Source organism: Caballeronia sp. LP006, assembly GCF_031450995.1.
Taxonomy (GTDB): domain Bacteria; phylum Pseudomonadota; class Gammaproteobacteria; order Burkholderiales; family Burkholderiaceae; genus Caballeronia.
This window is the reverse complement of sequence record NZ_JARTVW010000004.1, coordinates 852,726-871,803: the sequence shown is the minus strand read 5'-3', so window position 1 is coordinate 871,803 and position 19,078 is coordinate 852,726. Positions and strand designations below refer to the sequence as shown.

12 protein-coding genes are annotated in these 19,078 nt (G+C 63.9%); 6 read left to right on the top strand and 6 right to left on the bottom strand.

Translation table 11 applies throughout. The features are described from left to right. Nucleotides 1-5: 5 nt before the first annotated feature. From P9250_RS14090 to P9250_RS14080, 3 genes are read right to left on the bottom strand one after another with little or no spacing between them, the layout of a single operon-like run. Nucleotides 6-2,228 carry a xanthine dehydrogenase family protein molybdopterin-binding subunit gene (locus tag P9250_RS14090; protein WP_310393604.1) on the bottom strand — a complete coding sequence of 741 codons (2,223 nt, stop codon included), beginning with the start codon at nt 2,226-2,228 and terminating at the stop codon, nt 6-8. After that, nucleotides 2,225-3,214: a xanthine dehydrogenase family protein subunit M gene (locus tag P9250_RS14085; RefSeq protein WP_310393601.1), complete on the bottom strand. Its 990-nt coding sequence runs from the start codon at nt 3,212-3,214 to the stop codon at nt 2,225-2,227. The genes P9250_RS14090 and P9250_RS14085 overlap by 4 nt, the downstream gene beginning before the upstream one ends. Nucleotides 3,215-3,224: 10 nt before the next feature. Next, entirely contained in the window at nt 3,225-3,941 is a 717-nt protein-coding gene (locus P9250_RS14080; RefSeq protein WP_310393599.1) for a 2Fe-2S iron-sulfur cluster-binding protein, read from the bottom strand. Nucleotides 3,942-4,375: 434 nt separating this feature from the next. On the opposite strand from P9250_RS14080, the gene P9250_RS14075 reads away from it, so the two are divergent. Beyond that, the gene (locus P9250_RS14075) at nt 4,376-6,400 is read left to right on the top strand and encodes a tetratricopeptide repeat protein (RefSeq protein WP_310393597.1); all 2,025 of its coding nucleotides are present in this window, start codon (nt 4,376-4,378) and stop codon (nt 6,398-6,400) included. Here P9250_RS14075 and P9250_RS14070 read toward each other — a convergent pair. The 3 genes from P9250_RS14070 to P9250_RS14060 form a co-directional block, all read right to left on the bottom strand. Continuing rightward, entirely contained in the window at nt 6,385-6,657 is a 273-nt protein-coding gene (locus P9250_RS14070) for a DUF4148 domain-containing protein (RefSeq protein WP_244829301.1), read from the bottom strand. The genes P9250_RS14075 and P9250_RS14070 overlap by 16 nt on opposite strands. Nucleotides 6,658-6,866: 209 nt before the next feature. Continuing rightward, the gene (locus tag P9250_RS14065; RefSeq protein ID WP_244829302.1) at nt 6,867-7,652 is read right to left on the bottom strand and encodes a transporter substrate-binding domain-containing protein; all 786 of its coding nucleotides are present in this window, start codon (nt 7,650-7,652) and stop codon (nt 6,867-6,869) included. Nucleotides 7,653-7,773: 121 nt separating this feature from the next. Further along, complete coding sequence (locus P9250_RS14060; protein WP_244829303.1) at nt 7,774-9,048, bottom strand: inositol monophosphatase; 1,275 nt, start codon at nt 9,046-9,048, stop codon at nt 7,774-7,776. Between the two features lie 188 nt (nt 9,049-9,236). Here P9250_RS14060 and P9250_RS14055 point away from each other — a divergent pair, with 188 nt between their 5' ends. From P9250_RS14055 to P9250_RS14035, 5 genes are all read left to right on the top strand, one after another. Beyond that, a complete protein-coding gene (locus P9250_RS14055) occupies nt 9,237-9,659 on the top strand; it encodes a GFA family protein (RefSeq protein WP_310393594.1) in 423 nt (140 codons plus the stop codon). A 294-nt stretch (nt 9,660-9,953) separates the two neighbouring features. Beyond that, complete coding sequence (locus tag P9250_RS14050; protein ID WP_250526875.1) at nt 9,954-11,537, top strand: protease pro-enzyme activation domain-containing protein; 1,584 nt, start codon at nt 9,954-9,956, stop codon at nt 11,535-11,537. A 53-nt stretch (nt 11,538-11,590) separates the two neighbouring features. After that, nucleotides 11,591-13,282: a S10 family peptidase gene (locus P9250_RS14045; RefSeq protein WP_250510226.1), complete on the top strand. Its 1,692-nt coding sequence runs from the start codon at nt 11,591-11,593 to the stop codon at nt 13,280-13,282. 121 nt (nt 13,283-13,403) lie between these two features. Beyond that, nucleotides 13,404-15,560: a catalase HPII gene (gene katE, locus P9250_RS14040; protein ID WP_310394160.1), complete on the top strand. Its 2,157-nt coding sequence runs from the start codon at nt 13,404-13,406 to the stop codon at nt 15,558-15,560. 196 nt (nt 15,561-15,756) lie between these two features. After that, nucleotides 15,757-18,975 carry an ATP-binding protein gene (locus P9250_RS14035; protein ID WP_310393592.1) on the top strand — a complete coding sequence of 1,073 codons (3,219 nt, stop codon included), beginning with the start codon at nt 15,757-15,759 and terminating at the stop codon, nt 18,973-18,975. Nucleotides 18,976-19,078 lie beyond the last annotated feature (103 nt).

Here is a 19,078-nt window from a genome sequence, read left to right as displayed (position 1 = left end):
CCGCACTACACCATCGTCTTCGGCATGACTTTATCGAGCGTGATCGGCAAGTCGCGCACGCGCACGCCGGTCGCGTGATACACCGCGCTGCCGAGCGCGCCCGCCACGCCCGTAATGCCGATTTCCCCGATGCCGCGCGCGCCGTCCGGATTGATATGCGGATCGGGCTGACCGACAAAGGAAATATCCAGCAAGCCGATATCCGCGTTCACCGGCACGTGATACTCCGCGAGATTGGCGTTGGTATAGCGGCCGTAGCGGCCGTCGAGTTCGCCTTTCTCGAAGAGCGCCGAGCCCACGCCCCAAACGATGCCGCCCATCAACTGACTGTGCGCCGTCTTCTCGTTGAGCAAGGTGCCGACGTCATAGACCCCGACGACACGCGGCACGCGGATGATGCCCAGGTCCGCATCGACATGCACTTCCACGAATACCGCGCCGAACGAGTGAAACGAGTACTGCTTTTTCTCGTCGCCGGGGCGCACCGTGGCCGTCGCTTCGATAGCCTTGCCGCCGTTTCGCGCGATGATCGCCGCCGCGGGATCGCGCTTGTCCGGCGTCGAAACGCTCACGACCCAGCCATTGCTCACCGTGACGTCCTCGCGCGACAAGCCGGCGACGGGCGATCCGCGATCCGCGAGCGCCATCGCGATCAACTGATCGCGCGCCTGCGCAGCCGCCGCACGCACCGCTGGCGACACGCTCGCCGCCGACTGCGAGCCGCCCGATACCGGCGCCTTCGGCAAGGATGAATCGCCGAGCGCGAAACGCACGAAGTCGGGCGGAAAACCGAGCGCGTCGGCGGCGACCTGCGTCATCACGGTGTAGGTGCCGGTGCCGAGATCCTGCGTGCCGGAAGCGACCATCGCCGTGCCGTCGGGCAGAATGCGCGCGATCGCCGACGCCTCGCTGCGGTTCGCCGGATACGTCGCCGTCGCCATGCCCCAGCCGATCAGCGTGTTGCCGTCGCGCATCGAACGCGGCGCCGGGTTGCGGCGCGCCCAGCCGAACTTGTCCGCGCCGCGCTGATAGCACTCCATCAGCGACTTGCTGGACCACGGCTTTTTCTCTTGCGGCTCCATGTTCGCGTGGTTTTTCATGCGCAGCGCGAGCGGGTCCATGTGCAACTGATACGCGAGTTCGTCCATCGCGGTTTCGAGCGCGAACGAACCGCTCGTCTCGCCGGGCGCACGCATGAATGTCGGCGTGCCGATGTCGAGCTTCACGAGCTTGTGCGAGGTCGATTGATTCGGCACCGCGTACAACATGCGCGTGAGAATGGCCGAACTCTCGGTCCAGTCCTCGAAGGTCGAGGTGGTCGAGATGACGTCGTGCTTCATGCCGGTCATCGTGCCGTCGCCGTGCGCGCTCACCTGAATGCGTTGTTCGGTGAACGGCCGGTTGCCGACCATGCCGAACATCTGCGGACGTTCGAGCACGAGCTTCACGGGACGTCCGGTCTGTTTCGATGCCATTGCCGCCAGCACGACATGCGACCACACCGAGCCCTTGCACCCGAAGCCGCCGCCGACAAACGGGCAGATCACGCGCACATTCGTTTCCGGAATGCCGAAAAATTTCGACACCGCGCCGCGCGCGCCGGAAACACCTTGCGTCGCATCGTAGAGCGTGAGATTGGGGCCGTCCCAGCGCGCGAGCGTCGCGTGCGGCTCCATCGGATTGTGATGCTCGTAGGGCGTCGTATAGACGGCGTCGAGGCGCGTCTGACCTTGGCGCATACCGGCATCGACATCGCCGCGGCTCGTGGTGATCGGGCGGCCCATCATCTTTTCGGGTTGATACGCCGTGCCGCGCGCATGCACGTATTCCGCGTTTGGCATGGCGCCCTCGTAGCGGACGATCACGTGGCGCGCCGCGCCTTGCGCATGTTCCAGCGTGTCCGCGACGACCACCGCCACCGGCTCGTTGCTGTAGCGCACTTCGTCGGTTTGCAGGAGCGTGAGCTTGCGCACGGCGGGCGGTTGCGCGTCGGGCACGCCGCCGTTGGGTAGACGCATTGCGTTCTTGTGCGTCAGGACGAGCAGCACGCCGGGCATGGTGTCGGCGCCGCTGGTATCGATAGAGGCGATGCGGCCCTTGGCGATCGTGCTCGTGATCAGCACCGCATGCGCGAGCTTGGCGTCGGTGTTGTCGGCCGAATAGCGCGCCTGGCCCGTGACCTTGAGCACGCCGTCGGTGCGATCGAATGGTTTGCCAATGATGCTCATGCCGTGCCTCCCGCTTGTTCCACTGCCCGAACGATCGCCCGCTGGGCGAGCGCCACCTTAAAGCCGTTCTCGCGCAGCGGCCTGGCATCGCGCACGGCAAGCGCGGCCGCGTTTTGCAGCGACGCGCGATCGAGTGGTTTGCCGATGAGCGCGCTTTCCGTCGCGTTCGCGCGCCACGGTTTGTGCGCGACGCCGCCCAAAGCGATGCGCGCGGCCTTCACGGTGTTGCCGTCCATCTGCAAGGCGGCGGCAACGGAGACGAGCGCGAACGCATAGCTCGCGCGGTCGCGCACTTTCAGATACTTCGAATGTCCCGCGAAAAGCGGCGGCGGCAGATCGACCGCCGTGATGAGTTCGCCGGGCTTGAGCGTGGTATCGAGATCGGGCCGGTCACCCGGCAGCCGATGGAACTCCGCGAACGGAATGGTCCGCTCGCCTTGCGGGCCGGTCACGCGCACGACGGCGTCGAGTGCGGCGAGCGCGACGCTCATATCGGAGGGATTGGTCGCGACACATTGACTGCTCGCGCCGAGGATCGCGTGAATGCGGTTGTTGCCTTCGAGCGCGGCGCAACCGCTGCCGGGCGCGCGCTTGTTGCATTGAGGAAAGCCCGTGTCGTAGAAGTAATAGCAGCGCGTGCGCTGCATCAGGTTGCCGCCGACGGTCGCCATGTTGCGCAATTGCGCCGATGCGCCCGCAAGCAATGCCTGCGACAAGAGCGGATAGCGCTCGCGCACCCACGCGTGATTCGCGGCGTCGCTATTCCGCACCAGCGCGCCGATGCGCAGCCCGCCATCGGACAAGGTCGTGACGCCGTTCAGGGCGTCGATGTGGGTGATATCGACGAGACGAGTGGGCCGCGCCACGCCGCCTTTCATGAGATCGAGCAGATTCGTGCCGCCGCCGATGAACATCGTGCCGGGCTGGCTGGCCGCCTGCAGCGCCGCACCGATATCGGCGGCGCGCTGATAAGAGATCGCGTCCATGTGCTCTCCCTTAACCTTGCGACGAAGCGACGAACTTCACCGCCGCCACGATATTCGGATACGCGCCGCAGCGACAGATATTGCCGCTCATACGCTCGCGGATTTCATCGTCGGAGAGTTGCGCGGGTCGGAAGCGCACGTCGGCGGTGGCGGCGCTGGCATCGCCTGCACGGTATTCGTCGATGAGCGCGGTCGCCGAGCATAACTGCCCGGGCGTACAGTAGCCGCACTGAAACGCATCCTTTTCGATGAACGCGCGCTGCAATGGACTGAGCGCATCGCCGCCGGGAGCCAAGCCTTCGACGGTCGTGATGCTCTCGCCTTCGTGCATCACGGCAAGCGTCAAACACGAGTTGATGCGTCGCCCGCCCGCGATTACCGTGCACGCGCCGCACTGGCCACGGTCGCAGCCTTTTTTCGTGCCGGTGAGGTCGGCGTATTCGCGCAGGGCGTCGAGCAAGGTCGTGCGCGCTTCGACCTGAAGCTCGTACGGATGACCGTTGATAGTCAGCTTGACCGGCATCGTCGGCGCGGAGGTGGCGGGTGGCGCGACGGCGGGCGTTGCAGCTTGCTGTTGCGCGCGCGCGGTCGACGCAAGCGGCGCGGCGGCTACGGCCGCGCTCGCTGCCGCCGATTGCAGGAAGCGCCGACGCGACGGTTTCTGGGCCGCGTCGTCGGTATCGCGTGTATCGGGTGAAAGGGGTGAAGGCGTTTTTACTGGGGACATGGCGATTGAATGCTCCTCGCTCGTTCGGTTGGGCGCGCCACGCCGTGCAGGTCTCGATGAACCACGTCCCTGAGGTCTTGAGGATGGCGCGTGATACGCGAGCCGCCTTCGTTCGATCGCTGTAAGACGACCGAACGTTCGACCATTCGCGCAAGCCAAGAGTGACAGCAAGTCCAATGCCATCGCCGGCAGACGCTGGTGCGCCCGACTACTCGCTCGTCTGAACACGGACCATGCAAGTAAATACTGCATGGCTGCGTAAATAAGCTGCGAAAACGTGTCGGCAAAGATGACGCGAACATGGCTGTTTCGCCCGGCGAGCGCCATATGGCGCACTTTGTGACGCTTCGATCATCGAGCGCGCCTCAAAATATTCGCTCGACGTCAGCCGCCATTCGCCGTGGCTCGACATGTTTGAAACACCTAACCAACCCATGTCATCCGATACGAATTGCTATCACGAAGCGGCTGCGTTCTATTCGAACGGACGCTACGCCGAAGCGCTGGAGACGCTCGCGCCCTTGGTCCTCGACGCCGACGCGCTCAATCTCGCCGCTGTCTGCGCCTATCGACTCGAACGTCACGACGAAGCGGAGCGCTACTGGCTGCGCGCAATCGATGCGCGTCCCGACGACGCCGGGATGCGCAACAACCTGGCGAATCTGTTCAACGAGTTGCAGCGTTATCGTGAAGCGGAAACGCTTTATCGGAACGCGCTCGCACTTCTTCCGGACTATCCGGTCGCGCATTACAACCTCGCGAACGTGCTTGATCGGCAAGGGCGCGCGGATGAAGCCGAGGAGGGTTATCGTCGCGCGCTCGCGCTCAAACCCGATTTCGCCGAGGCTCATGCGAATCTTGCCGCGTTGCTCGCGCGCACGAACCGGTTGCCGGAGGCCGAGGCTGAGTATCGCCACGCGATCGATGCACAGCCTGCCTTTGCCGAAGCACGAAATAACCTTGGCAACGTGCTTCGGACCTTGGGTAAGCTCGGCGAGGCGCGCGCGCAGTTCGAGCACGTGCTTGCCGCACGGCCCGACTGGGCGGACGCGCATCTGAACTTGGGCAACGTCTTGAAAGATGCCGGGCTCGTTGTCGATGCCGAGCATGCGTATCGGCGGGCTGTCGGCTTGCGGCCGGACTACGCGGCGGCGTACACCAATTTGGCCATCGTGCTTGGGGAACAAGGGCGGCTCGCCGAGGCGGAAGTCGCGTATCGCCATGTCGTCCACCTTGCGCCGCGAGACGCCGATGCGCATTTCAATCTCGCCGATGCGATCTACGACATAAGCGCTCACGGCCGTTTCGACCGCCTGCACGAAGCGCAAGCCGCGTATGAAAAAGCCTTGGCCATACGGCCGGATTTCATCGCGGCGCATTTGCATCTGGGCAACGTGTATCGTGAGGACGAAACACGTCTCGCCGAAGCGGAAGCAACCTTCCGGCACGTGCTGTCGATCGATCCGGAGTGCGTCGATGCGCAGATGAATCTGGCCACCTTGCTGCTCGGCACGGGCCGTTATGAACAAGGATGGCCGCTCTTCGAGGCTCGCTGCGACGAGCGCTTCGCGCAGCGCGGCGCGCTTCCGCCAGCGTTGCTGGGTCCGCGCTGGCAGGGCGAAGCGTTGACGGGCAAGACACTCATCGTGATGGCCGAGCAAGGTTTCGGCGACACCATTCAGTTCAGCCGTTACCTTCCTGAACTCAAGGTGCGTGGGCTAGATCGTCTGACGGTGGTCTGCCCGCCGGCCTTGGTCGCGTTGATCGGCGCGATGGATTGCGTGGACGCATGCATCGCGCCGGCCGATCTGCACGCGCTACCGGCCCACGACTACAGTTGCTTCCTGATGAGCCTGCCTTTCCTCATGGGGACGACGCTCGCGACTATTCCATCGACCGTTCCTTATCTGCGAGCACCGCGCGAAAAGGTCGAGTTCTGGCGCGCCCGGTTGCCCGCGGGCACGTTGAAAGCAGGCATTGCCTGGACAGGCGAGCCGCGTCCGGGACTGCGCGACGCCTTTGCCGCTTTTAGCCGCCGCTGGCTCGCCGCGCGCCAATGCGAGCGCTTGCTGACCTTGCCCGGCGTGCACTTCGTCAGTCTTCAGAAGGGCGCGACGGCGCGCGCGGAATGTGCCGCGCTGCCCGACGCCTGGCGTTTGTTCGACCCGATGAACGAAGTCGCCGATTTCGCCGATACCGCCGCGCTCATCGAATCGCTGGATCTCGTCATCAGCGTGGATACATCCGTGGCGCATCTCGCGGGCGCGCTTGGCAAGCCGCTGTGGATGCCGCTGTGCTCGAACGCTTGCTGGCGCTGGCTCGCCGGACGCGACGACTCCCCGTGGTATCCGACCGCGCGGCTTTTCAGACAGCAAGCGCCCGGAGATTGGGACGATGTGATCGAGCGCGTCGCCGATGCGCTGACCGTCTGGCAACGCGACACTCAGCTACGCGGATAACTGCCCGGTGCGCCGCGCGCCGAACGCGCCGGCCCGTATGGATCGGGATTGCCGTAGCGCGGGATGGTGCCATCGGCGCGAGCGCGTGCAAGGTCCGCGCGGACTTCGGCGCGCGAAAGCGGCGTGTTGGCGGCCATCGTCATGGGCGTAGGCATCGGCATGGCTTGCGGTGCGGCGGCCGGGTCCATCGTCTGCGCCGATGCCGCAGCGCTCATGGCGAATGCTGCAAGGGCGGCCAAGCGGATCGCTGGTTTCATCGTCGTTCTCCTGAGCGGTGCGAAGCGGTGAGCGAATGCCTATCTATACGCGCTTCGGCGACAAACGGATGAATATGGATGAATAAGCGCGACGGCAACTAACCGTCTTTCGTGCTAGCGCCTGCAAAAACGGGCTTTGCGTTGCAAGGGCGCAAAAGAAAAAGCCGGCAGCGCCGGCTTCCCATGCAAGCCATGCCGTTGGCAAATGCTCAAAGATCCGCCGGATATGGCGCCTTCAGCCACTTCGTCGAAAGCGTGTTGAGCGTGCCGTCTTTTTTCGCCTGAACGATCGCCGCATCGACTTCCTTCAGAAGTCGGGGCTCGTCCTTGTTCAATCCGACATGATCCGGCGAACTGAACAACTGAAACTTCTGCTCGGGCTGTACGGGCGGATTACGCGCGATGATCGTTGCGCCAACATCGTTGCCGACTACAAGCAATTGCGCTTGTCCGGCCAGAAACGCGGAGATCGCGCCGTTCGGGTCTTCGAAACGCTTGATATCGGCCGTGGGCGGCGCCACCTTGCTCACGCTCAAGTCTTCGAGCGTGCCGCGCGCCACCGCTACCGACTTGCCCGCGAGATCGGCGGTCGTCTTCACCGCCAGCGACTTCGGTCCGAACACCGCCAGATAGTACGGCGCATAAGGCCGCGAGAAATCGATCACCTTTTCGCGCTCGGGCGTCTGACCGACCGAGAGCAGCAAGTCGGCCTTGTGCGTGGCGAGATAAGCCATGCGGTTTTCGCCGGTGATCGGCACGAACTCGACTTTCGCCTTGAGCGCGCGCGCCAGGTATTCGCCCATCTCGATGTCGTAGCCTTGCGGCTTCATGTCCGGGCCGATAGAGCCGAACGGCGGATAGTCCATGAATACGCCGATGCGCACCACGCCGTTTTTCTGGATGGTGTCGAGCGTGTCCGCATGGGCGAACGAGACGGCGAGGGCGAACGAAGCGGCGAGCAGGCCGCGCAGAAACCGCGAGAGGCGAAGCGTCATGGTGGGGGATCGAAAGGTGAGGGGATCGACGCACTCTAGGCACGCCAAAATCCCCTCACAATCGAAATCTGCGCATGCCAGCCATGTCGCGTGCGCATGGCTGGCTTGTAGAGCGACTTCCTCAAGCTTCGCTTTCCATGATCCGGTCGATGAGCCGCGCGTTCTCTCCCGCCGAACCGATGCCCGCGTGCCGCGCCATTGGCACGAAGAAATGCGTGGCGATAGGCAGCTTCGAGCGCGACAGCCAGTTGCTCAGATGAGTCGCGAGCCTGCGCGCCGGCGTCTTCAGTTCCTCGCGCAGCACGGCGGGCAGCTTGTCGAAGTGACGCATGTCGGTCTGATACGGCTCGGGCGCGACGCATAACGCGTTCGGGCGGCCATCGACATCGGCGGGCAGGCGTTCCAGCGCCTCGTGCAACAGCGCGACGCCGAGACCCTCGCCGCGCCACGGCTTGCGCACTTCCCACAGGCTGATATAGATCACGCGATGCGCATTGAACACTTCGCACAGCCGTTCGGGACCGAGCGCCTCGGTGGCCGCGAGCGCGAGCGACAGCATTTCGCCGGAATAGGTGTCGAGCGTATAGACGAGATCGGCGCTGCTGTGAAGCGGCGGCACCTTGACGAGTTGAAGCTTGACCGCGGCCGCGACGATATCGCTGCCCGCCTCGTGGAACACGGCAAAGGCGGTGCCAAGCCGTTCGTCGTCGACTTGCGGATACTCGTGGCGATACGTCATCGTGAAGAGAAACGGCCCGATCTTCTCGCGATACGCGAGCGGCCGGTCGACATCGTAATCGGCGGCGCCTTCGAGGCCGTAGGGATCGTAATCGCGCTTTTCACGCCGTTCCGCCGAGGCGAGCACGGCGAGCGGTCGGCGCGATTCCGGCACGAGATCTTCTGGCAAGCCTTCCCAGTTGAGCCGCAAAAATTCGCGGCTGCCGCGATAGTGCGTCTCGAAGAGAGAGAGAATCTGTTCGCTCGCCACCGGGTCGAGAATGCGTTGCGCGCATTCCACCGCGCGGTCGAGGAGTTGATCGGCCTCGGCGGGATCGGGCGCGAGGGCCGGTTCGTGCGCCTGCGGCATGGCCGGCAAGCCGCGCGCGATGCGGTCCCGATGCGCCAGTTCTAGCCATTCGTCGGCGGCGCGTTCGGCGATATGACCCGCCGCGATACGATAGCCTGTCAGCACGATCGACTGACCGGTCTGGCCGAGCGGGAAGACGTACTCGTCGGACATCGCTTCCTCGACTGTCACGTCGCGAAAGGTTTCGCGCAGGGCGGGCGCGTTGGCTGCCGAGTTGAAGCGATCGTGCGAGAGCACATGCGCGACGAGATCGGACGCGGCTGGGCCGGATTCGGATGCCACGCCGGGCAGTAGCTTAAGGAGTGACAAGGTGGGAGTCGTGCTCGATGTGCTCATGGGTGCCGCCCGTGCCTGATGGTTGCTGTGGGTTGCTGTCGGTCGCTGTCGATTGCCGCAGGTCGCAGGGCGCAGTCGCGAAGGGCTATCGTAACAAACACGGGGGCGGATCGGTGCCGGCGGTGCAGTGCGGCAAGACGGAACATTCAAGGAGTCGCTCGATGAATCAGCAAACTGAAGCAATCGATGAAACCGTCACGCACGAAGGCGGCTGCGCGTGCGGCGCATTCCGGTTCCGCGCGATAGGCCGGCCGTTGCGCGTCGGCATGTGCCATTGCATGACGTGCCGGCGCGTGCACGGCTCGGCGTTCGGCTCCTACGTCATCTATCACCGCGGCAACGTGGAGTTTTCCGGCCGCACATCGACGTGGCGCAGTTCCGACGAAGGCAGGCGTCATTTCTGTCCCGAATGCGGCTCCGTGGCGTACATGGAGTACGTGACGCGCGACGAAGTCGATGTGCCGCTCGGCGCGTTCGATCTGACCGGCGTTTTCGAGCCGGCCTACGAACTCTGGTGCGAGCATCGCGAGCCCTGGCTGCCTCAAGGCGTGCGCAAGGAGTACGCGCAAGAGCGAACGGGTTAGCCGTTGCCGCGACCCATTCTTGCGGGTCGGCGCGCGCGGCATCATCGTTGCCGACCGAGACAAAAAGCAGCCCGAAGGCAAATAACTAACTTCGATATCGAGACACGCTTTGTCCTGCCGGAACTGCATCCTTCAATCAACGGTCCGAGCAATTGCAATCGATTGCGGAAAATAAGACGATATGCGGCGCGCACGTTTTTCAGAGCGAAAGCATCGAAAGAAACGACATGCGCCGGATGCGCCAAGCAGCAGGATCGGGCCTAAAACGAATTGCCAACGAGGAGCATCGACACCATGGCAAAGCAACCGGTAAGCGGCAGCGGCAAGAGCAACCCCGAAGACGCAAAGTGCGTCGGCGCGTGCGATCCTGGCGAGCAGATAGAAGTCATCGTCATGCTGCGCCGCAAGGACGAAGCAGCGTTTGATCAGATGATGAAGCACATCGAAGCCGGCGACGCCCCGGCGCAGTCCGTGACCCGCGCGGACTTCGGAAAGCGCTTCGGCGCGTCGCAGGAAGACGTCGACAAGGTGAAGAAGTTCGCCGAGCAATACGGCCTCACGGTGGTGCGCGCCGAAGCGGAAACGCGCAGTGTCGTGCTCAAGGGCACCATCGAGCAGTTTCAGAAGGCGTTCGACGTGAAGCTCGAACGTTTCCAGCATCACAACATGGGCGAGTATCGCGGCCAGGCGGGACCCGTTCATGTTCCCGACGAAGTGCACGACGCCGTCACGGCCGTGCTCGGCCTCGACAGCAAGCCGCAAGCGCGTCCGCATTTCCGTTTCCGGCCGCCGTTCAAACCGGCGCGCGGCCTTACGGCATCGTCGTTTTCGCCGCTCGATCTCGCGCAACTCTATGACTTCCCGGAAGGCGACGGCGCGGGGCAATGCATCGCGATCATCGAGCTCGGCGGCGGTTACAAGACCAGCGACCTGACGGCGTACTTCTCGAAGCTCGGCGTGAAACCGCCGAAAGTGGTGTCCGTCGGCGTGGACGACGCGAAGAACGCGCCCACGGGCAATCCGAATGGTCCGGACGGCGAAGTGACGCTCGACATCGAAATCGCCGGAGCGGTCGCGCCGGGCGCGCGCATCGCGGTGTATTTCGCGCCGAATAGCGACGCAGGCTTCGTCGATGCCGTCAATCGCGCCATTCACGACGACACCAACCAGCCGTCCGTGGTGTCCATCAGTTGGGGCGGACCGGAATCGAACTGGTCGGCGCAATCCATCGGCGCGTTCAACGACGTGCTGCAAAGCGCGGCGGCGCTCGGCGTCACGGTATGCGTGGCATCGGGCGACAGCGGTTCGACCGACGGCGTCGGCGACGGCGCGGATCACGTCGATTTCCCGGCGTCCAGTCCCTACGTGCTCGGCTGCGGCGGCACGAGCGTCGCGGCATCCGCGCAGAAGATCACGAAGGAAGTCGTGTGGAACGACGGCAATCAGGGCGGATCGGGTGGCGGCGGTGTGAGCGGCGTGTTCGCGCTGCCTTCGTGGCAGAAAGGGCTGAGCGTCGCGCATGCCGGCGGCAAGACGACGGCGCTCGCCAAGCGCGGCGTGCCGGATGTATCGGGCGACGCGTCGCCGCAAAGCGGCTACGAAGTGCTGATCGACGGCGAGCAGACGGTCGTCGGCGGCACGAGCGCGGTCGCGCCTTTGTGGGCCGCGCTGATCGCTCGCATCAACGCGATCAACGGTTCCCCCGCGGGCTTCATCAATCCGAAGCTGTACAAGGCGAAGGGTGCGTTCCACGACATTACGCAAGGCGATAACGGCAGTTTCGCGGCAGCGGCGGGATGGGATGCCTGCACGGGGCTTGGCAGCCCGGACGGCGCGAAGATCGCGGCGGCGCTCAAACCCGCGAAGAGCACGAGTTGAGACGGGCAGTGACAGTGAACAACAACCACGATGACGATTCTGGAGCGTTCAAGATGAACTCCGATCCACTGGCAGCAGCAGGCGCAGACAAACCCGAAGAACCGGCGCACGGCAACGCGCACGCAGCGGCGAAGAAAACGCCGAAGAGCAAGGATCAGCCGTACTTCGATCCCGTCGCCTACGGCAACGGTCCCGACGATTCCGTCGAGGCGACCGAAGCCGACGAAAACGCCGCGATCACGCACCATAGCGTGACCGTGGGCGGCGAGAAGATCGCTTACACGGCCACGGTCGGCCACCTCGTGACGGTGGACCCGAGCAGCAGCAAGCCGGATGCGAAGATGTTCTATGTCGCCTTCACGAAGGACGGCGCAAAGGAAGAACAACGGCCGCTCACGTTCTTTTATAACGGCGGGCCGGGCTCGTCCTCGGTGTTCGTGCTGCTCGGTTCGTTCGCGCCGCGCCGCATCAAGACCGCCATGCCGAGCTTCACGCCGCCCGCGCCCTACGAGATGGAGGACAACGCGGACAGTCTTATCGACAAGAGCGATCTGATTTTCATCAATCCCGTGGGAACGGGCTATTCCGCCGCCATCGCGCCGAACAAGAACCGCGACTTCTGGGGTGTGGATCAGGATGCGGATTCGATCAAGCAGTTCATCAAGCGCTATCTGACGAAGAACAACCGCTGGAACTCGCCCAAGTTCTTGTTTGGCGAATCGTATGGCACGGCGCGCAGCTGCGTCCTGGCGTACCGGCTGCATGAAGATGGCGTCGATCTGAACGGCATCACCCTGCAATCGTCGATTCTCGATTATCGCCAGGCGGGCAACCCCGTCGGCGCGCTGCCTACCGCCGCGGCGGATGCGTGGTATCACAAGAAGCTCGGCGTGCATCCCACGCCGACCAACCTCTTGAACTTTGCCGAGGAAGTCGCGGAGTTTTCGCGCTCGGACTATCTCAACGCGTTGCGCAAGTTTCCGCAGACCGACGATGAAGTGGTCGAGAAGCTCTCCGAATACACGGGCATCGACAAGGTGACGCTGCTTGCGTGGAGTCTGGATATCGCGGCTTACGACAGCCGTGGCAATTCGCTCTTTCTGACGACGCTCCTGAAGTCGAAGGGCGAATCGCTCGGCTCGTACGACGGGCGCGTGACGGCTATTTCGACGGGCATCGCGGGCAAGATCGATCCGAACTCGGGCGGCAACGATCCGACCATGACAGCGGTGAGCGGCGTCTACACGACCATGTGGAACAGCTATCTCAACGAGCAGTTGAAATTCACGTCCACTTCGTCATTCACGGACCTTAACGACCAGGCTTTCCTCAACTGGGACTTCAAGCATACGGACCCGACCGGCGAACAGAAGGGACTGGATTCGAAAGGCAACGTCGTGCTCTATACAGCGGGCGATCTGGCCGCCGTGATGGCGCTCAACGTGGATCTCAAGGTCTTGTCCGCGAACGGCCTATATGACTTCGTGACGCCGTTTTATCAGACCATCATCGACCTTCAGCAGATGCCGTTGATCAACAGCGTCGTCAGGCAGAATCTTTCCGCGGCGTTTTATCCATCGGGACATATGGTTTATCTCGACGGAGCATCGCGCACGCAACTGAAGGCGGATCTCGCGAAGATGTACAACGAGGCCACGTCGAACCATGCGGCCATGACGCGCATCATCTCCTTGCAGAAGGTAACGGCGGAGAAGGCATTGTCGCCAGCGAGTACCGGTGTCTGATGGTCACAAGCGGGCGAGGCTTCGGCTTCGCCCGTCGCGCCCCGCCGGGCGTCCCGCTGCAAGCGGAAACCCTATCTCCTTCGGGAACAAGGCTTGCGAATGGCCCGAAAGGCTAAAAGCAATCTTCCCCAAGGAGTCCCCTCAAATGGCAACAAAGAAGCAACCCACGAATAGCACCGCGCGTCCGCCTTCGCAGAGTCCGAACGCCGCGACCAACAAGAAGATCGAATCGCTCGAAGCCTTCCGCAGCGATGCAACGAATCAAGCCCTGACCACGAACCAGGGTGTAAAAGTCTCCGATAACCAGAACACGCTGCGCGTTGGAGCGCGCGGTCCGTCGCTGCTCGAAGACTTCATCATGCGTGAAAAAATCACGCACTTCGACCACGAGCGTATTCCGGAGCGCATTGTTCATGCGCGCGGTTCGGCGGCGCATGGCGTGTTCAAGGTGTACGAGTCGCAAGCCGAATTGACCAAGGCCGGTTTCCTGCAAGACCCGTCGAAAGAGACGCCGGTCTACGTGCGCTTCTCCACCGTGCAAGGCTCGCGCGGTTCCGCCGATACCGTGCGCGACGTGCGCGGCTTCGCGGTCAAGTTCTACACCGACGAAGGCAACTTCGATATGGTCGGCAACAACATGCCCGTGTTCTTCATCCAGGACGCGATCAAGTTTCCCGACTTCGTGCACGCCGTCAAACCGGAGCCGCATAACGAGATTCCGCAAGGCGCGTCGGCGCATGACACCTTCTGGGATTTCGTCTCGCTCGTGCCCGAGTCGGCGCATATGGTGATGTGGGCGATGTCCGACCGCGCCATTCCCAAGAGTCTGCGCACCATGGAAGGCTTCGGCATTCACACGTTCCGTTTCGTGAACGCGGAAGGCAAGGGGCGCTTCGTCAAGTTCCACTGGCGGCCGACCATCGGTTCGGCTTCGCTCTTGTGGGACGAAGCGCAGAAGATCGCGGGTAAGGATGCCGATTACCATCGTCGCGATTTGTGGGAAGCCATCGACAAGGGCAACTATCCCGAGTGGGAACTGGGCGTGCAGATTGTCGAGGAAGAGGACGAGCACAAGTTCGACTTCGATCTGCTCGATCCGACCAAGATCATTCCCGAGGAACTCGTGCCGCTCAAGATGATCGGCAAGATGACGCTCAACCGCAATCCCGACAACTTCTTCGCGGAAACCGAGCAGGTCGCGTTCTGTCCGGGACATATCGTGCCGGGCATCGACTTCACGAACGACCCGCTCCTGCAAGGACGTCTTTTCTCCTATACCGATACGCAGATCAGCCGTCTGGGCGGCCCGAACTTCCACGAGTTGCCGATCAACCGCCCGATCGCGCCGCTGCATAACGGTCAACGCGACGCGATGCATCGCCAGACCATCGACAAGGGTCAGGCTTCCTACGAGCCGAATTCGATCGATGGCGGCTGGCCGAAGGAAACGGCGCCGGCAGCATCGGGCGGCGGCTTCGAAACCTACACGGAACGCGTGGACGGCGAGAAGATTCGCGTGCGCAGCCCGTCGTTTGCCGACCATTTCTCGCAAGCAACGCTCTTCTGGAACAGCCAGACGCAGCCAGAGAAGGATCACATCGTCGGCGCGTATTCGTTCGAGTTGAGCAAGGTAGAGCGCAAGTTCATCCGCGAACGCGAACTTGCTCTGCTCGCAAACATCGACGAGGTATTGGCCGCGCGCGTCGCGGAAAATCTCGGCATGCCCGCGCCCAAGAAAAACGCGAGCCCGGAGCAACTCGGCAAGTCGTCGGTGACGGAATCGCCGGCGCTGTCGATCATCGCCAAGGCCGTGCCGTCGATCAAGACGCGCAAGGTCGCGATTCTCGCCGCGAAGGGCGCGGATGCCGCGAGCATCAAGGCCGTCAAGGAAGCACTCGCGGCGGGCGGCGCGCAAGCGCTCGTCATCTCGCCGACGCTCGGGTTCCCTGCCGAAGGTATTGAAGCGGACGCCACCATCCTCGGCATGCCGTCCATCATGTTCGACGGAATGATCATCGCGGACGGCAAGGCAAGCGCCAAGACGCTGTCCGAATCCGGCGACGCGCGCCACTTCGTGCTCGAATCGTTCAAGCATCTGAAAGCGATCGGCGCGATTGGCGACGGCGAGGATGTGCTTGCCGCATCGCATCTGCCTGGCGGCGATGAAGGCGTGGTCGTCGGCAGCGACGCGAAGACCGTGCTCAAGACGTTCATCGAAGCGCTGGGCAAGCATCGCGTGTGGTCGCGCGCGCAGAAGGCGGAGTCGGTGCCCGCGTAATCGCCCGGCAGCACGCGTTTCGCGCCGTGCAACGCAGGGCGTGTGCGTGGGCGCGCCGGCGATAGGCGCGCCGGCGCGTTTTTGAGACACTGGCCGCATCGCTCGATTTCGGGGGTGCGGCTTGTTTCATTCTGCGATTCGTCGAGCTGACGGAACACGGCGACAGCGTTCGCGCCGTTTGCTGTGGACGCTTTGTGTGCTGCTCGGTTGGTGGCTCGGCGATGCCTTCGCGGCACCGCCGCTGATCGTCGGCGCGGTGCCGGGCATGGTGCCGCCGCTCGAACTGGCCGTGTCCGGCGCGCCATCCGATTCTTCGGCGTTGCGCGGCATTTCGGTCGATGTTCTGAACGCCATTTCCGAGCCGCTCGGCATGACGCCGCAATGGCGCCTGTATCCGGATCGTCCCGCGATGCTGGCCGCGCTCGAACGCGGCGAGATCGACATGGCGACGAGTTCGGCGGGCTTCGATGCCGGTGCGCCGCTCGAACTGAGCCATTCGTATTTTCCGGTGAAGCCGGTGTATTTCGCGCCGCTCGCGGCACATACGCCGACGCATCGGCTCGCTTATGTCGACACGCAGATGGACCCCGCGCGGTTGCATGCGGCGTATCCGTCCTTGCAGCCGGAGGCGTATCCGGATGTGCTCGCCGCCGCGCTGGCCGTCTCGCTCGGCCGTGCCGACGGCTTCGTCGGCGACGTGACGACCGCCGTGTATGTCATCAGTCATCTGGACTTGCCGAACATCGGCGCGCGCGGCTTTACACCGTTCGATGCGGACGGCTATCGCTTTGCTTTCGCAGCCAACCGGCCGGCCGCGCGCGCATTGCGTGAGCGTGTCGATGCCGCGCTGGCGCAGTTGCCGCCGAATTTCCTGCTGACGATGAACGCGCGCTGGTACGTTTCGATGACCGCGGTGACGCTGGATCGTCCGCTCGACTTGACACCCGAGCAGCGCGCGTGGATCAAGGCGCATCCAGTCGTGCATTACTCGATGCTTTCGCAAATTCCGCCGCTCATGTTCCGCAATTCGCACGGCGAACCTGCGGGTCTCGCCGCCGACCTGCTCGATGTGATCTCGCGGGGAACGGGCTTGCGCTTCGAAGCGCGAATGCGTGGTTCTTTGTCTCAGATTGCCGCCGACCTGACGAGCGGCAAGTCCATGTTCACGCCCTACGGCGTTTCCCCCGCATGGCAACCGGTGCCGCTCACGGCGTCCGTGCCGTTCGGCGAGAGTCTGGTCGGCATCGTCACGCGTGCGGGTCAGGCGCCCCTGCGCGATGAGACCGCGCTCGCGAACAAGCGGGTGGCGCTCCCGGCCGGGATTTCGGCCCTAGCGTTGAAGCGCGAATTCGTGCGGCATCTGCGCATCGTCGAGATGCCGTCATTCGACGAGCAGTTCAGCGCGGTCGTGAACGGCGATGCCGACGCGGCTCTGGTCGATCTGACGCTCGCGAATTACGCGGTCGCCAATCCTTACCGCGGCAAGCTCGTGGTGAGCGGCGTGCTTTCCGGCAAACCGCTCGAGCAAGGCTTTTTCGTCTTGCGCAATGAGCCGATCTTGCTCGGCATCATCAACGACGCGATTGGCCATCTTCGCGCTTATCAACTCGAAGCGCTGCGCGGGCGCTGGCGGCTTGGCGATCATCCTGAGACGTTATGGGAGCGCCGCCGTCCGCAAGTCGAGGTAGGCGCGCTGCTTGGCGGTGCGCTTGTTTTCGCGCTGATCGGCTGGGCGGTGTCACTACGAACACAGATCGTGCGCCGGATTGCCGCCGAGCAGGCAATGCGCGCGGCGAAGGAGGAAGCCGAAACGGCGAGCCGCGCCAAGTCGACGTTCCTCGCCACCATGAGCCACGAAATCCGCACGCCGATGAACGCGGTACTCGGCCTCATCGAACTGGAACTGCGCGCGCCCGGCGAGCGCGCCGCGACCGAACGCGCGCTCGGCACGGCGCATCGCGCGGCGGCGGATTTGCTCGGCATGATCGACGATCTGCTCGACGTCGCGAAAATCGAAGCCGAGCGGCTGGTCCTCACGCCCGCGCCGCTCGAACTCGAAACGTGGATGACGAGCGTGGCCGCGATATACGAGCCCGCCGCGCGCGCCAAGGGCATCGCGTTGATCGTGCGCCGCGCGGATTCGGGCGAAGTCTGGTTGCTTGCCGACGGGCAGCGTTTGCGGCAAGTCGTCGGCAATCTGCTATCGAACGCGATCAAGTTCACGGATATCGGGGCGGTGACGCTCGACTACCGTGTAGACGCGCCACAGGGCGGCACGCGGGCGCTGACATTCGCGGTCGCGGACACGGGCGTGGGCATCGCGCCCGAGCGGCAAGGCGCGCTTTTCACGCCGTTCGTGCAGGCACACGATGGCGGCGCGCGCCGCTATTCGGGCACGGGCCTTGGCCTCACCATCTGCAAGCGGCTCGTCACGATGATGGGCGGCGAGATCACGCTCGAAAGCGAGCCGGGACGCGGCACACGCTTTACGGTCTGCGTGAGCTTGCCGGAGGCATCGGCGTCCGAAGCGGGACGCGCGCCGGAGCACGCATCGGTGGCTCCGACCGGTGCGACGCTCGCGGGCTTGCGGGTACTCGTCGTCGACGATCATCCGGCGAACCGGATCGTGCTCGAAGGGCAGATCAGGCTGCTCGGCGGCGCGCCGCAACTGGCCGTCGATGGCCGCAGCGCGCTCGTCCGCTATCGCGGCGATCCATCCGCGTTCGATGTGATCCTCACCGATTGCTCGATGCCCGAAATGAGCGGCGAGGAACTCGCGCAGGCGATCCGCGGGGACGAAAGCGCGCGCGTGCAAAAGGCGCGGCCGTTGCCTGTCGTCGGCCTCACGGCGAACGCGCAACCGGAGGCGGCGCAACGCGCGGTCGCGGCAGGCATGACGATGTGTCTCGTGAAGCCCATCTCGCTCGACGGCCTGCGCGATGCGCTCGTCGCGGCGACCGAAGGTGTAGCGCGGCGAAGCGGGCCGGTGCGGGAGAAAGCGGCAGAGGTCTTCGACAGCGCGCTTGTCGCGAGTTACGGCGATCAGGCCGCGACGCTCGCCGGCACCCTCAAATCCGCGCATGCGCAAGACCTGATCGACGCCGAGACCGCGTTCGATGCTTGCGACCACGCGCTCTTGCGCGACATCGCGCATCGCATGAAAGGGGCGGCGTCGCTGGTCGGCGCCGTGCGCTTCACCGATGCATGCGTCGCCTTGCAGCACGTATGCGATCGCGCCATCGACGAAGACCGCAACGGCGAGGACGACGCCAGCATCGCGGTCGCTTACGGCTCCTTTCATGCCGAGGCGCTTGCGCTCAGCCGCGCGCTCGACGCCGCGCTTGCGTCTTCGAGTGCGGCGAGTGCGGCGCAGACCTTGCCGCACGCATCCACGGATCGGCTCGCGGACTTTTGAGCCACAGCGCGATGCACGCCTTTGGTGTGTTCTAATGCGATTGTTCAATATCTCAAAAATAAGCGGCGTCGCATTGGCCGCATGATGAATTGCACTTCCGAGG

Bases quoted from the DNA above. Each gene is read 5' to 3' on its own strand.
- P9250_RS14090 (WP_310393604.1), bottom strand. From the start codon at position 2,228: ATGAGCATCATTGGCAAACCATTCGATCGCACCGACGGCGTGCTCAAG.
- P9250_RS14085 (WP_310393601.1), bottom strand. From the start codon at position 3,214: ATGGACGCGATCTCTTATCAGCGCGCCGCCGATATCGGTGCGGCGCTG.
- P9250_RS14080 (WP_310393599.1), bottom strand. From the start codon at position 3,941: ATGTCCCCAGTAAAAACGCCTTCACCCCTTTCACCCGATACACGCGAT.
- P9250_RS14075 (WP_310393597.1), top strand. From the start codon at position 4,376: ATGTCATCCGATACGAATTGCTATCACGAAGCGGCTGCGTTCTATTCG.
- P9250_RS14070 (WP_244829301.1), bottom strand. From the start codon at position 6,657: ATGAAACCAGCGATCCGCTTGGCCGCCCTTGCAGCATTCGCCATGAGC.
- P9250_RS14065 (WP_244829302.1), bottom strand. From the start codon at position 7,652: ATGACGCTTCGCCTCTCGCGGTTTCTGCGCGGCCTGCTCGCCGCTTCG.
- P9250_RS14055 (WP_310393594.1), top strand. From the start codon at position 9,237: ATGAATCAGCAAACTGAAGCAATCGATGAAACCGTCACGCACGAAGGC.
- P9250_RS14050 (WP_250526875.1), top strand. From the start codon at position 9,954: ATGGCAAAGCAACCGGTAAGCGGCAGCGGCAAGAGCAACCCCGAAGAC.
- P9250_RS14045 (WP_250510226.1), top strand. From the start codon at position 11,591: ATGAACTCCGATCCACTGGCAGCAGCAGGCGCAGACAAACCCGAAGAA.